Here is a 12851-nt window from a genome sequence, read left to right on the forward strand (position 1 = left end):
TCAGGCAAACACCTGCAGGCTCTGCGGCGGCAGGGCCACCCAGATGTCCTGCGAGCCCAGGCGCGGCATGGCCTCGGGGGCCAGTTCAGCCAGCAGGGCATGGCCAGGCAGGGCTTTGAGTTCGAAGCTCATGCGGCAGCGGTTACCCAGGAACGTAATTTCGCGGACCATGGCCGGGAACAGGTTTTCCTCGTGCACCACCGGGTTGACCGTGATTGCCTCCGGGCGGCAGAACAGCCGGCCGCTGCTGGCCTGGGCCGAGCCTGGCGCCAGACGCATGCTCATGGCGCCGACCTGGGCATGGCTGTCACCGTTGCGCTGGAACGGCAGCCAGTTGCCCTGGCCAACGAACTCGGCGACGAACGGTGTGGCTGGCTGGTCGTAGATTTCCTGTGGGGTGGCGTACTGCTCAACCTGGCCGTTGTTCATCACCGCAATACGGTCAGCCATCAGCATGGCCTCGTCCTGATTGTGGGTGACCATCAAGGTGGTAATGCCCAGCTGGCGTTGCAGCTGGCGCAATTCGGTGCACAAGTGCTCGCGCACCCGTGCGTCCAGCGCCGACATGGGCTCATCGAGCAGCAACAGGGAGGGTGACGGTGCCAGCGCACGGGCCAGGGCCACACGTTGCTGCTGGCCACCGGAGAGCTGGCCGGGGTACTTCTTCTCGCTGCCAGAAAGGCCCACCAGGTCGAGCATTTCAGCCACCCGCTGGCGAGCCTGCTCGCGGCCACTGCCAGTCAGGCCGTAGGCAATGTTGGCCTCGACGGTGAGGTTGGGGAACAGCGCATAGGACTGGAACAGGATGCCGTAATCACGGGCCTGGGGCGGCAGCTCGGAGATATCGCGCTCGCCGATGTACAGCGTGCCGCGGTCCTGGCGCTCCAGGCCGGCAATGCAGCGCAGCAGCGTGGTCTTGCCACAGCCGGACGGGCCGAGCAGGCACACCAGCTCGCCGGCGGCGATGTCCAGCGAGACATCGTTGAGCGCCGTAAAGGCACCGAAGCGCTTGTGGATGTTGCGCACTTTCATTTGTGCGCCAGGAGTGGCGTGGTTCATGGCAGGGCCTCATCGAAGAGATGGGGGCCATGCTAGGAAGGCGGTGCGAAGGTTCTGTGGCGTTTGGGCAAAAGTCGATGATAGTGGTATAGGCAGATTTTGTAGGAGCGGCCTTGTGTCGCGATGGGCTGCGGAGCAGCCCCGGCAATTCATGCGGCGGAGCTGAAACCCCGGGTCTGCTCCGCAGCCCATCGCGACACAAGGCCGCTCCTACAGGGTCTGTGTACTCCTGAATCAGAAGTTTGAGCCCGCCACTTCCTGCGCCACCCCAAGAAACGCAGCCGGCAACCGGGCCTGGCGCCGCTCCTTCAGGCAATACAAATACTCATGCATCACCGGCGCATCCTCCAGCGCCAGCACCCGCAATTCAGGGTTATGCGGCACCTCATGCCGGGCAATCACGCTGATGCCGATATTGCGCAGCACCGCCTCGCGGATCGACTCGCGGCTGCCGATTTCCAGCAAAGCCCCGGCCTTCACCCCGGCCGCCTGCAGCATCTGCTCAGTCAGCTTGCGCGTGGTCGAGCCCTTCTCGCGCATCAGCAGGCAGTGCCCGGCCACGACGTCGATCGACACCGCCTGCCGCTGGGCCAACGGGTGGTTACGATGCACCGCCACCACCAGCGGATCGGTGCCCAGCACCCGCCGCACCAGCCGGGCATCTTCTACCAGCTGTGACGAAGCGGCGATGTCCACCCGGTAGTCTTCAAGCATTTCCAGCACCTGCTGCGAGTTGCCGATTTCCACCGCCACGTCCACCTGCGGCAAGCGCTCGCGATAGATCTTCACCAAGTCGAGAATGTAGTAAGGCGCCGTGGCGGCAATACGCAGGCTGCCCTGTGCCTGGCCACTGTTGCGCAGCTCGAACTCGATATCAGCCTCTTGCTGCAGCAGCGCCTTGACCATCGGCAGCAGGCGCACGCCCTCTTCGCTCAACACCAGGCGCCGCCCGCCACGGTAGAACAGCTCGACCGCGTACTGGCTTTCCAGGTTGCGGATCTGCGTGGTTACCGTGGGCTGGCTGAGCCCGAGCTTTTTCGCCGCCAAAGTGATGCTGCCCAGGCGGGCCACCATGTAGAAGGCTTTCAGCTCCGAACTCAGCATGCACGTCCTCTATTTGCGCAGCAGGCGCAAGCCGTTGAACACCACCAGCAGGCTCACGCCCATGTCGGCGAACACCGCCATCCACATGGTGGCCATGCCGGCAAAGGTGATCGCCAGGAATATTGCCTTGATGCCCAACGCCAGAACGATGTTCTGCATGAGGATCGCCGCACTTTGGCGCGACAGCCTGACGAAGGCCGGGATTTTGCGCAAGTCGTCGTCCATCAGCGCCACATCGGCAGTCTCGATGGCGGTGTCGGTGCCAGCCGCCGCCATGGCAAAGCCGATTTCGGCACGGGCCAGGGCCGGGGCGTCGTTGATGCCGTCACCCACCATGCCCACCCGATGGCCTTGGGCGTACAGGGCTTCGATGGTTTTCAGCTTGTCGGCCGGCAGCAGGTTGCCCTCGGCACGGTCGATACCCACCACGGCGGCGATGGCCTGCGCGGTATGCGGATTGTCGCCGGTCAGCATGACAGTCTTGATACCCAGCTCATGCAGTTCCGCGATGGCCTGGCGGCTGCTGTCCTTGACCGTATCGGCCACCGCGAACAGCGCCAGCGGGCCAGAGCGGTCGAGCAGTAAAACCACTGTCTTGCCCTGGCGCTCCAGCGCATCCAGCTGAGCTTCCAGCGCGGGCGAGCACAGCCCCAGTTCCTCGACCAGGCGGTGGTTGCCCAAGTGGTAAACCTCACCGGCAATGGTGCCACGCACGCCGCGACCGGCCAGGGCAGCGAAGTCATCCACCTCGCTCAAAGCCAGGCCTTGCTCCTTGCCGAACTGGGCAATGGCGCGGGAGACCGGGTGATCCGAGCGCTCACCCAGGCTGGCAGCCAGGGCTTGTGCGCGGCCTTCGAACAGCGGCTCCAGCACCTTGGCGTCGGTCTGCACAGGCTTGCCGTGGGTAATGGTGCCGGTCTTGTCCAGAGCCAGGAAGTCCAGGTGGCGACCGCCCTCCAGATAAACACCGCCCTTGATCAGGATGCCTTTGCGCGCCGCAGCGGCCAGGCCGCTGACGATGGTCACCGGGGTCGAGATCACCAGGGCGCACGGGCACGCGACCACCAGCAGCACCAAGGCGCGGTAGATCCAGTCGAACCAGGCGCCGGCCATGAACAGCGGCGGAATCACCGCCACGGCCAGGGCGATGGCGAATACCACCGGGGTGTAGATGCGCGAGAAGCGGTCGACGAAGCGCTGGGTCGGCGCCCGCGCGCCTTGCGCTTCCTCCACAGCCTTGATGATCCGCGCCAGGGTCGATTGCCCGGCAGCGGCGGTAACGCGAAACTCCAGCGCCCCTGCCTGGTTGATAGTGCCGGCGAACAGCTTGTCGCCCACCGCTTTCTCCACAGGCAGGCTTTCGCCGGTGATCGCCGCCTGATCGACGCTGGATTGGCCGCTGGTCACTTCACCATCCAGACCGATACGTTCGCCGGGGCGCACCCGCACCAAGGTGCCGATGGCCACTTCACGCACCTCTACCTCGCGCCACTGGCCGTCAGCCTGCTGCACCGTGGCCATGTCCGGGGTCAGCTGCATCAGCCCGCCGATGGCATTGCGTGCACGGTCCAGCGAGCGCGCTTCGATCAGCTCGGCGACGGTGAACAGCACCATCACCATGGCCGCTTCCGGCCACTGGCCGATCAGCACGGCGCCGGTCACGGCGATGCTCATCAGCGCATTGATGTTGAGGTTGCGGTTCTTCAGGGCGATCCAGCCCTTTTTGTAGGTACCCAAGCCGCAGCCAGCAATGGCCGCCAGCGCCAATGCCGCCACCACCCATTCAGGCGCCAACCCACCAAAGTGCACGACTTCGGCGGCGATCGCGGCAATGCCCGACAAGGCCAGCGGCCACCAGCGGGTCTTGGCCGGTTGCGGCGCAGCGGCTGTGCCGTCATCTTCGGCACCAAGCGGCTCGGCCTTCATCCCCAGGCTGTCGATGGCCCGTTCGATATCGCCGGTTCCGCTCAAGGTATGGCGCACGCCAAGCACGCGGTTGATCAGGTTGAATTCCAGCTGCTCGATCCCGGCCAGCTTGCCCAGCTTGTCCTGGATCAGGGTCTGCTCGGTGGGGCAGTCCATGGCCTCGATACGGAAACGGCTGAGCTGTGCCTGAGCACTGGCCGTTTCGGTCAGTTGCACCAGAGACGGCGCTGCTTTGGTACCGCAGCAGCTGTGACCGTGGGCGGCATGGCCATGGTCGTCATCGCCATGGGCGTGATCGTGCGGGTGCTTGTGTTCGTGGCTGACAGGCTGGTTCATGGGGTCATCCTTAAATTGAGCCTGTTGCCAAGTGAACACCCTGTATCCACTATAGGGTCAAGCCATTTGCTGGAGATTTCGTGATGAAGATCGGAGAACTGGCCAAAGCCACCGACTGCGCGGTGGAAACCATCCGCTACTACGAGCGTGAAAACCTTTTGCCCGAGCCTGCGCGCACCGAAGGCAACTACCGGCTGTATACCCAGGCCCACGTCGAGCGGCTGACCTTCATCCGCAACTGCCGCACGCTGGACATGACCCTGGACGAAATCCGCAGCCTGTTGCGGCTGCGCGACAGCCCGGATGACTCATGCGGCAGCGTCAATGCGCTGATCGACGAGCATATCGAGCATGTGCAGGCGCGGATCGATGGCTTGGTGGCGTTGCAGGAGCAGCTGGTGGAGCTGCGGCGGCGCTGCAATGCGCAGGGGAGTGAGTGCGCGATCTTGCAGCAACTGGAGACGAACGGGGCGGTATCGGTGCCGGATAACGAGCATTCGCATGTTGGGCGAAGCCACGGGCATTGAGTTGTTGGGGCTGCTTTGCAGCCCATCGCGACACAAGGCCGCTCCTACAGGGGTATGCGATCTCCTGTAGGAGCGGCCTTGTGTCGCGAAAGGGGCGCAAAGCGCCCCGGCGATCTAAAGGTTCACACTGCCATCGGCGCCGTCATCGGCGCATGGTGCTCGTACCCTTCCAGCCAGAAGTCACCCGGCTCGATCTTCTCCAGCCACTCCGGCTCATACTTGCCGGTTTCGGCAAACGCCGGCACGCGATCACTGATCACCAGCTTCGGCGCCTCCAGCGGCTCGCGCTTGAGTTGCTCGTTCAGCATGTCCAGGTGGTTTTCATACACATGGGCATCGCCGATGAAGTAGGTGAACCAGCGCGGGGTGTACCCGGTCAGGCGGCCGAACAGCGACAGCAGTGCCGCGCCTTCGGTGAGGTTGAACGGTGTACCCAGGCCCAAGTCATTGGAGCGGATGTAAAGGGTCAGGGAGATTTCCTTGGTCTCTACATTCGGGTGGAACTGGTACAGCAGGTGGCACGGCGGCAGGGCCATTTCGTCCAGCTGCGCGCAGTTCCAGCCGTGGAACAGGATGCGGCGGCTGCCCGGGTCGTTGGCGATGGTGTCCAGGCACTGGCGCACCTGGTCGATGGCCTTGTACAGGATGACGAACGCGACACCGTCTTCTTCATCCTGGGCGATGCGACGGAAGCCTGCCTTTTCGGCCATTTCGATGGCCGCCGGGTTGCTCAGCGGGATGCGCTTGTAGCCCGGCCACTGGCGCCATTGCACGCCGTAGATCTCACCCAGGTCGTCATGGCCCTGGCGGAACGGGTTCGCCAGCCACTGGGCGTTCTCGTTGGCGTTCTGGTCCCAGACCTTGCAGCCCAGCTCGCGGAATTCACCGGCGTTCTTCACGCCACGCAGGAAACCGACCATTTCGCCAATCGCCGACTTGAACGCCAGCTTGCGCGTAGTGATGGCCGGAAAGCCCTTCTGCAGGTCGAAGCGCAGCATCGCGCCCGGCAGGCTGATGGTACGGATGCCGGTGCGATTGCCTTGCAACGTACCGTTCTCGATGACTTCACGGACCAGATCTAGATACTGTTTCATGACTTTCCTGTAACAAGAACGGCAGGGGGATCACCCCTGCCGTGAAAATCATACGGCTGGTTTTGCCGTAGGTTTGCGGTTGTAGGCCAACCAGATCAAGAAGATGCCGCCGATGATCATCGGCACGCAGAGCAACTGACCCATGGTCAACCAGCCAAAGGCAATGTAGCCAAGCTGGGCATCAGGCACCCGCACAAACTCCACGATAAAGCGGAAAATACCGTAGAACAGCGCGAACATGCCGGAAACGGCCATGGTCGGGCGCGGCTTGCGAGAGTACAACCAGAGAATCACGAATAATGCCACACCTTCCAGGGCAAACTGGTACAGCTGCGACGGATGACGGGGCAACTGGGCCGGGTCGCTGAACGGCGGGAAAACCATCGCCCACGGCACGTCGGTCGCCTTGCCCCACAGTTCGGCGTTGATGAAGTTGCCGATACGCCCGGCGCCCAGGCCAATCGGCACCAGTGGGGCGACGAAGTCCATCAGCTCGAAGAACGACTTGTTGTTGCGCTTGCCGAACCACAAGGCCGCCAGCATCACGCCAATGAAGCCGCCGTGGAACGACATGCCGCCCTTCCACACCTCGAAGATCAGCGTCGGGTTGGCCAGGTACTGGTGCAGGTCATAGAACAGCACATAGCCCAACCGCCCACCGACGATCACCCCCATCGAAAGCCAGAACACCAGGTCGGACAGTGTCTCCCGCGACCAGGTAGGGTCGAAGCGGTTCAGCCGGCGCGAGGCCAACAGCCAGGCGCCGCCGATGCCGATCAGGTACATCAGGCCGTACCAGTGGATTTTCAGCGGCCCGAGGGCCACGGCCACGGGGTCTATCTGCGGGTAAGGCAGCATGGAACTTCCTCTCGATTCAAATCAAAAAGCTGAGGCCGACACAGAACAGCAGTGCTGCGAACAGGCGTTTCAACAAACGGGGCGACAGCTTGTGCGCCAGGCGCGCGCCAAAGCGGGCGAAAAACATGCTGGTCACGGCAATGCCGACCAGTGCCGGCAGGTACACGTAGCCCAGGCTATGGGGTGGCAGGTGCTCTTCGTGCCAGCCCAGCAGCATGAAGCTCAGGGCACTGGCCACGGCAATCGGCAGGCCACAGGCCGAGGACGTGGCCACTGCCTGCTGCATGGGCAGGCTGCGCCAGGTCAGGAACGGCACGGTCAGCGAACCGCCGCCAATGCCGAAAATGGCCGAGGCCCAGCCAATCACCCCGCCCGCACCGATCAACGCGGGTTTGCCGGGGATGCCACGGCTGGCCTTGGGCTTGAGGTCCAGCGCCATCTGCGCGGCGATGACCAGGGCGAACACGCCGATGATCTTCTGCAGCAGCGGGCCCTGGATCAGCGAGGCCGTCTTGGCACCGATGCCGGCGCCAATGAGGATGCCGAGGGTCATCCAGGCGAAGATCGGCCATTGCACGGCACCTTTGCGCTGGTGCTCGAGCACGGCGTTGATCGAGGTAAAGACGATGGTGGCCAGCGACGTGCCGACGGCCAGGTGGGTCAGCACCGAGGCATCGAAGCCCTGCAAGGTGAAGCTGAACACCAGCACCGGCACGATGATGATGCCGCCGCCCACGCCAAACAGCCCGGCCAGTACACCGGCACAGGCGCCCAACAGCAGATAGAGCACGAATTCCATTCGGCTTCCCCAGCAAAACAATCCGGCATGGTAACGGAAGCCGGGCTCGGGGCTCTAGTGAACTCTGTGACAGGATGGATCCGCCCCGCCGCTGTGGGTACAGTGGCATAAAACACAGAGGCCCAACCGATGTGCCTGATCGTATTCGCCTGGCGGCCGGGGCATGCCCTGCCGCTGATCGTCGCGGCCAACCGCGACGAGTTCTATGCCCGCCCCACCCAGGCCTTGACGGCCTGGGAGGATGCCCCCGGAGTGCATGCCGGCCGCGACCTGGAAGCCGGTGGCACCTGGCTGGGCGTGGGGCCGCAGGGGCGCTTTGCCGCGTTGACCAATATCCGTGACCCGGGTCAGGCGGTGGGGCCGCGCTCACGGGGCGAGCTGGTGGCGGCGTATCTGAAAGGTGAGTTGGGGGTCGAGGCCTACCTGGATCAGGTGGCCAGCCGCAGTGGGCAGTATTCGGGGTTCAACCTGTTGGTGGGCGATGGGCAGCAGCTGGGTTACCTGCATGCCCGGGATGCCGCGCCGCGCCTGCTGGAGGCTGGGGTTTACGGGCTTTCCAATGCCGGGCTGGACACGCCGTGGCCGAAGTTGGTGAAGGCGCGCCGTGGGCTGGAAGGGTTGCTGGAAACGCCGGAACCGCAGCGGTTGCTGGCGTTGCTGGCAGATAACGAGCCTGCGGCGGATGGTGATCTACCTGAGACAGGCGTTGGGATAGCGACCGAGAAGTTGCTGTCGAGTGTGTTTATTGCCAGCCAGAATTATGGGACGCGGGCCAGTACGGTGCTGATTGTTGATGATCAGGGTAGAAGGCGGCTGATTGAACGCAGTTTCGGGCCGCTTGGGGGGCATTTGGGCGAAATTGACCTTACAGTTTGAGGGCCATGGGGCTGCTGTGCAGCCCATCGCGACACAAGGCCGCTCCTACAGGGGTAAGCGATCTCCTGTAGGAGCGGCCTTGTGTCGCGAAAGGGCCGCAAAGCGGCCCCAAAATTTCACAGAGTCTTATTGGCCCCAGGCCCAATCATCCGCGCCAACCCAAGGTTTTTCAGGGCCAGCTGCAGCGAGCTGTGGATAACCTGCGGGTTGTCATGGCTCAAGGCTTCAGCCAACAGCTCCTTGGCCTTGCCCATGTTCACCTGGCGCAGCATCCACTTCACTTTCGGCAAGTTGGTGGCGTTCATCGACAAGCTGTCGAAACCCATGGCCATCAACAGGATCGCCGCCGCCGGGTCACCGGCCATCTCACCGCAGATGCTCACCGGCTTGCCTTCACCATGGGCATCGCGCACTACCGTGTTCAACGCTTGCAGCACCGCCGGGTGCAGGTAGTCGTAAAGGTCGGCAACCCGTGGGTTGTTGCGGTCCACCGCCAGCAGGTACTGGGTCAGGTCGTTGGACCCCACTGACAGGAAGTCCACCTGCCGCGCCAGCTCTTTGGTCTGGTACACCGCCGCTGGAATTTCCACCATCACGCCCACTGGCGGCATTGGCACGTCGGTGCCTTCGTCACGCACCTCACCCCAAGCGCGGTGGATCAGGTGCAGGGCTTCTTCCAACTCGTGAATGCCGGAAATCATCGGCAGCAGGATGCGCAGGTTGTTCAGGCCTTCGCTGGCCTTGAGCATGGCGCGTGTCTGCACCAGGAAGATTTCCGGGTGGTCGAGGGTGACGCGGATGCCGCGCCAGCCGAGGAAGGGGTTTTCTTCCTTGATCGGGAAGTACGACAGCGCCTTGTCACCGCCGATGTCCAGGGTGCGCATGGTCACCGGCAGCGGGTGGAACGCCGCCAGCTGCTCGCGGTAGATGGCCAGCTGCTCCTTCTCGCTGGGGAAGCGCTGGTTGATCATGAACGGCACTTCGGTGCGGTACAAACCAACCCCTTCGGCGCCACGCTGCTGGGCGCGGGCAACGTCGGCCAGCAAACCGGTGTTAACCCACAGCGGCATGCGGTGGCCATCCGGTGTGACGCAGGGCAGTTCGCGCAGGGCGTCCAGGCCCTGGGCCAGCTGGCGTTCTTCCTCGACCACGTCGCTGTACTGCTTACGCAGCACTTCGCTCGGGTTGGTAAAGACTTCACCCTTGTAGCCATCGACGATCAGCTCGATGCCGTCGACCTTGGAATACGGCAGGTCGACCAGGCCCATCACCGTGGGGATGCCCATGGCGCGAGCCAGGATAGCAACGTGAGAGTTGCCCGAGCCCAGCACCGAGACCAGGCCAGCCAGCTTGCCTTCCGGCACTTCGCCGAGCATGGCCGGGGTCAGCTCTTCACTGACCAGAATAGTGTTGTCGGCGTACACCAGCGACTGCGAACGGGCTTCCTGCAGGTAGGCCAACAGGCGCCGGCCAAGGTCCTTGACGTCGGAAGCGCGCTCGCGCAGGTAGTCATCGTCCATCAGCTCGAAGCGGTTGACGTGCTCACCCACCACCTGGCGCAGGGCACCCTGAGCCCACTGGCCGGTCTTGATGACTTCGGTCACCTCACCGCCCAAGGCCGCGTCTTCGAGCATCATCAGGTACACATCGAACAACGCGCGCTCTTCCGGGCGCAGCTGGGTAGCCAGCTTCGCCGACAGCTTGCGCATGTCGTCGCGCACGCCTTCAAGGGCGTTCTGGAAGAGCTTGAGTTCGGCGTCGATGTCATCGACGGTCTTGTCCGGCACCACTTCCAGGTCGGCGGGCGGCAGCATCACCACCGCGCGGCCCACGGCGGCACCAGGCGAGCCTGGCACACCGACGAAGCGGGCTTCCTGGATACCTTTGCCCTGGCGGCCCAGGCCACGGATCGAGCCGGTGGCCTCGGCGTGGGCGATAACCCCGGCAAGCTGGGCACTCATGGTGACCAGGAAGGCTTCTTCGCCCTCGTCAAACTGGCGGCGCTCCTTCTGCTGGATGACCAACACCCCGACCACGCGGCGGTGGTGGATGATCGGCGCACCGAGGAAGGAGGCGAATTTTTCTTCACCGGTTTCGGCAAAGTAGCGATAACGCGGGTGGTCGGCGGCGTTTTCCAGGTTCAGCGGCTCTTCCCGGGTACCGACCAGGCCGACCAGGCCTTCGTTGGGGGCCATGCTGACCTTGCCGATGGAACGCTTGTTCAGGCCTTCGGTGGCCATCAGCACGAAGCGGTTGGTTTCCGGGTCGAGCAGGTAGACCGAGCAGACCTGGCTGCCCATGGCTTCCTTGACGCGCAAGACAATGATCCCCAACGCCGACTTGAGATCTTTGGCGGAGTTTACTTCCTGGACGATCTTGCGCAGCGTATTGAGCATGGCTCGGGGTCGAACTCCGTCGTCAGTCGCGCGTCAGCAGACGCGGTGCTAGCTCTTTCAGGGCGCGCCGGTACACCTCGCGCTTGAATGTCACAACCTGGCCCAGCGGGTACCAATAGCTTACCCAGCGCCAGCCGTCGAATTCCGGCTTGCCGGTCAGGTCCATCCGCACCCGCTGTTCGTTGCTGACCAGGCGCAGCAGGAACCACTTCTGCTTCTGGCCGATGCACAGCGGCTGGCTGTGGGTACGGACCAGTCGCTGGGGTAAACGATAACGCAACCAGCCGCGGGTGCAGGCAAGAATTTCCACATCATCGCGTTCAAGGCCAACTTCTTCGTTCAGCTCGCGGTACAGGGCATCTTCCGGCGTCTCGTCAGGGTTTATACCACCCTGGGGGAACTGCCAGGCATCCTGGTTGATCCGTCGAGCCCATAGCACCTGCCCGGCATCATTCGTGAGAATGATCCCGACATTGGGGCGAAAACCATCCGGGTCGATCACGGCAGCAACCTCGCAAACGCATGTCACCGCATTGTTCCACAAAGCTTGCGAGCGCAGCAACGCGCCCGCCAAGCTTATGTGCAGCCGCGTGAAAACTCCGTATTCTGCGGGCCACCCTGTAGCTGATGCGAGTGACTGCGATGCGCCTGGCTTTATTCGACCTGGACAATACCCTCCTCGGTGGCGACAGCGACCATGCCTGGGGTGACTACCTCTGCCAGCGCGGCATTCTCGACCCGGTTGCCTACAAGCAGCGCAACGATGGCTTCTACCAGGACTACCTCAACGGCACCCTGGACCTGCAGGCCTACCTGGCCTTCTCCATGGAAATCCTGGCGGCAACGCCCGCAGCCCAGCTGGACGAATGGCACCGCGACTTCATGCGCGACTGCATCGAGCCGATCATCCTGCCCAAGGCCCTGGCTTTGCTGCAGCAGCACCGTGAAGCCGGCGACCAGCTGGTGATCATTACCGCTACCAACCGCTTCGTCACCGCACCGATTGCCCGGCGCCTTGGGGTGAAGGTGTTGTTGGCGACTGAATGCGAAATGCATGAAGGCCGCTATACCGGGCGTAGTACCGATATACCGTGTTTCCGTGAAGGGAAGGTGACGCGGCTGGAGCGCTGGATGCTGGAGAACGGCTTTGATCTTGAGGACAGCTATTTCTATAGCGACTCGATGAATGATTTGCCGTTACTGGAGCGGGTGACGCACGCGGTGGCGGTGGACCCGGACCCGAACCTGCGGGCCGAAGCCGAGAAGCGTGGGTGGCCGGTGGTTTCGCTCAGGGCTTGAGATTGCCGGGGCCGCTCTGCGGCCCATCGCCGGCAAGCCAGCTCCCACAGGAACAGCGCAAGCCCGCTCTTTGTGGGAGCTGGCTTGCCGGCGATGGGCTGCAAAGCAGCCCCAAATTCAATCAGACCGGTTTGGCACCCATCAGCCCGGCAATGGACAGGAAGCAAACCCCGCTGAACACCGCCAGCGCCAAGGTAAACCGCAACCCCACCACCTCGGCCTTGCGCAGCCGGTTCAGCCGCACCAGCAGCCACCACACGGCAAACGCGCCAACGGTATAGATGACGCTGGACGCCAGCACCCAGGTCTGCCCAAGCGGCCAGCCCACGAGGTGCACCAGCCACCAGCCGGTAAATGGCATGCTCACCAGGCACAGGCCCATGACCAGCCAGACGAACACCAGCGGCCGACGCAGCAGCTTGGCATAGGCCTCGGCATCGCCTTGCCTGCGGGCACGCACGGTCCAGATCGCCAGGCCCAGAGCCCCCAGAAGCAACAGGGCGGTAGCGATCATGTGCAACGTCTTGAGGGTGGTCAGGTGTTCCATGTCTTCACATCCTTGAGCAATAAGCCAAGC

Annotated in this window: 12 protein-coding genes; 3 read left to right on the plus strand and 9 right to left on the minus strand. The window is 63.4% G+C overall.

The annotated features are described in order from the left end of the window. The 3 genes from QQ992_RS26675 to QQ992_RS26685 form a co-directional block, all read right to left on the minus strand. A complete protein-coding gene (locus QQ992_RS26675) occupies nt 1–1059 on the minus strand; it encodes a putative 2-aminoethylphosphonate ABC transporter ATP-binding protein (RefSeq protein ID WP_286111664.1) in 1059 nt (352 codons plus the stop codon). Between the two features lie 234 nt (nt 1060–1293). Then, nucleotides 1294–2163 (minus strand): LysR family transcriptional regulator, encoded by an 870-nt coding sequence (locus tag QQ992_RS26680; RefSeq protein ID WP_286111665.1) that lies wholly within the window; start codon nt 2161–2163, stop codon nt 1294–1296. Between the two features lie 9 nt (nt 2164–2172). Further along, nucleotides 2173–4425, minus strand: a complete 2253-nt coding sequence (locus QQ992_RS26685; protein ID WP_286111668.1) for a heavy metal translocating P-type ATPase — start codon at nt 4423–4425, stop codon at nt 2173–2175. Between the two features lie 83 nt (nt 4426–4508). Here QQ992_RS26685 and cadR point away from each other — a divergent pair, with 83 nt between their 5' ends. Beyond that, entirely contained in the window at nt 4509–4952 is a 444-nt protein-coding gene (gene cadR, locus QQ992_RS26690; RefSeq protein WP_286111670.1) for a cadmium resistance transcriptional regulator CadR, read from the plus strand. A gap of 122 nt (nt 4953–5074) precedes the next feature. On the opposite strand, the gene QQ992_RS26695 is transcribed toward cadR, so the two are convergent. Genes QQ992_RS26695 through QQ992_RS26705 form a run of 3 tightly spaced genes read right to left on the minus strand, consistent with a single transcriptional unit; the run spans nt 5075 to nt 7703 of the window. Next, complete coding sequence (locus QQ992_RS26695; protein ID WP_286111672.1) at nt 5075–6046, minus strand: thymidylate synthase; 972 nt, start codon at nt 6044–6046, stop codon at nt 5075–5077. Nucleotides 6047–6094: 48 nt separating this feature from the next. Next, nucleotides 6095–6904, minus strand: coding sequence for a prolipoprotein diacylglyceryl transferase (gene lgt / locus QQ992_RS26700; protein ID WP_286111674.1), 810 nt, complete (start codon nt 6902–6904; stop codon nt 6095–6097). A 16-nt stretch (nt 6905–6920) separates the two neighbouring features. Then, nucleotides 6921–7703 carry a sulfite exporter TauE/SafE family protein gene (locus tag QQ992_RS26705; protein WP_104833779.1) on the minus strand — a complete coding sequence of 261 codons (783 nt, stop codon included), beginning with the start codon at nt 7701–7703 and terminating at the stop codon, nt 6921–6923. A gap of 129 nt (nt 7704–7832) precedes the next feature. On the opposite strand from QQ992_RS26705, the gene QQ992_RS26710 reads away from it, so the two are divergent. Next, nucleotides 7833–8579, plus strand: coding sequence for an NRDE family protein (locus QQ992_RS26710; protein WP_286111676.1), 747 nt, complete (start codon nt 7833–7835; stop codon nt 8577–8579). A gap of 116 nt (nt 8580–8695) precedes the next feature. On the opposite strand, the gene ptsP is transcribed toward QQ992_RS26710, so the two are convergent. Together ptsP and QQ992_RS26720 are read right to left on the minus strand one after the other, a co-directional pair. Then, entirely contained in the window at nt 8696–10975 is a 2280-nt protein-coding gene (gene ptsP, locus QQ992_RS26715) for a phosphoenolpyruvate--protein phosphotransferase (RefSeq protein ID WP_110742178.1), read from the minus strand. Nucleotides 10976–10997: 22 nt separating this feature from the next. Next, nucleotides 10998–11477 (minus strand): RNA pyrophosphohydrolase, encoded by a 480-nt coding sequence (locus QQ992_RS26720; protein WP_003249017.1) that lies wholly within the window; start codon nt 11475–11477, stop codon nt 10998–11000. Between the two features lie 140 nt (nt 11478–11617). Here QQ992_RS26720 and QQ992_RS26725 point away from each other — a divergent pair, with 140 nt between their 5' ends. Further along, entirely contained in the window at nt 11618–12274 is a 657-nt protein-coding gene (locus QQ992_RS26725; protein WP_286111677.1) for a histidinol-phosphatase, read from the plus strand. A gap of 121 nt (nt 12275–12395) precedes the next feature. Here the strand turns inward: QQ992_RS26725 and QQ992_RS26730 are convergent, their stop codons facing one another. After that, the gene (locus QQ992_RS26730) at nt 12396–12821 is read right to left on the minus strand and encodes a DUF2269 domain-containing protein (protein WP_105947252.1); all 426 of its coding nucleotides are present in this window, start codon (nt 12819–12821) and stop codon (nt 12396–12398) included. Nucleotides 12822–12851 lie beyond the last annotated feature (30 nt).

This window comes from Pseudomonas kurunegalensis (assembly GCF_030291635.1).
Taxonomy (GTDB): Bacteria; Pseudomonadota; Gammaproteobacteria; order Pseudomonadales; family Pseudomonadaceae; genus Aquipseudomonas; species Aquipseudomonas monteilii.

Excerpts from the sequence above, each read along its gene's own strand:
- QQ992_RS26675 (WP_286111664.1), bottom strand. The coding sequence starts at position 1,059 with ATGAACCACGCCACTCCTGGCGCACAAATGAAAGTGCGCAACATCCAC.
- QQ992_RS26680 (WP_286111665.1), bottom strand. The coding sequence starts at position 2,163 with ATGCTGAGTTCGGAGCTGAAAGCCTTCTACATGGTGGCCCGCCTGGGC.
- QQ992_RS26685 (WP_286111668.1), bottom strand. The coding sequence starts at position 4,425 with ATGAACCAGCCTGTCAGCCACGAACACAAGCACCCGCACGATCACGCC.
- cadR (WP_286111670.1), top strand. The coding sequence starts at position 4,509 with ATGAAGATCGGAGAACTGGCCAAAGCCACCGACTGCGCGGTGGAAACC.
- QQ992_RS26695 (WP_286111672.1), bottom strand. The coding sequence starts at position 6,046 with ATGAAACAGTATCTAGATCTGGTCCGTGAAGTCATCGAGAACGGTACG.
- lgt (WP_286111674.1), bottom strand. The coding sequence starts at position 6,904 with ATGCTGCCTTACCCGCAGATAGACCCCGTGGCCGTGGCCCTCGGGCCG.
- QQ992_RS26705 (WP_104833779.1), bottom strand. The coding sequence starts at position 7,703 with ATGGAATTCGTGCTCTATCTGCTGTTGGGCGCCTGTGCCGGTGTACTG.
- QQ992_RS26710 (WP_286111676.1), top strand. The coding sequence starts at position 7,833 with ATGTGCCTGATCGTATTCGCCTGGCGGCCGGGGCATGCCCTGCCGCTG.
- ptsP (WP_110742178.1), bottom strand. The coding sequence starts at position 10,975 with ATGCTCAATACGCTGCGCAAGATCGTCCAGGAAGTAAACTCCGCCAAA.
- QQ992_RS26725 (WP_286111677.1), top strand. The coding sequence starts at position 11,618 with ATGCGCCTGGCTTTATTCGACCTGGACAATACCCTCCTCGGTGGCGAC.
- QQ992_RS26730 (WP_105947252.1), bottom strand. The coding sequence starts at position 12,821 with ATGGAACACCTGACCACCCTCAAGACGTTGCACATGATCGCTACCGCC.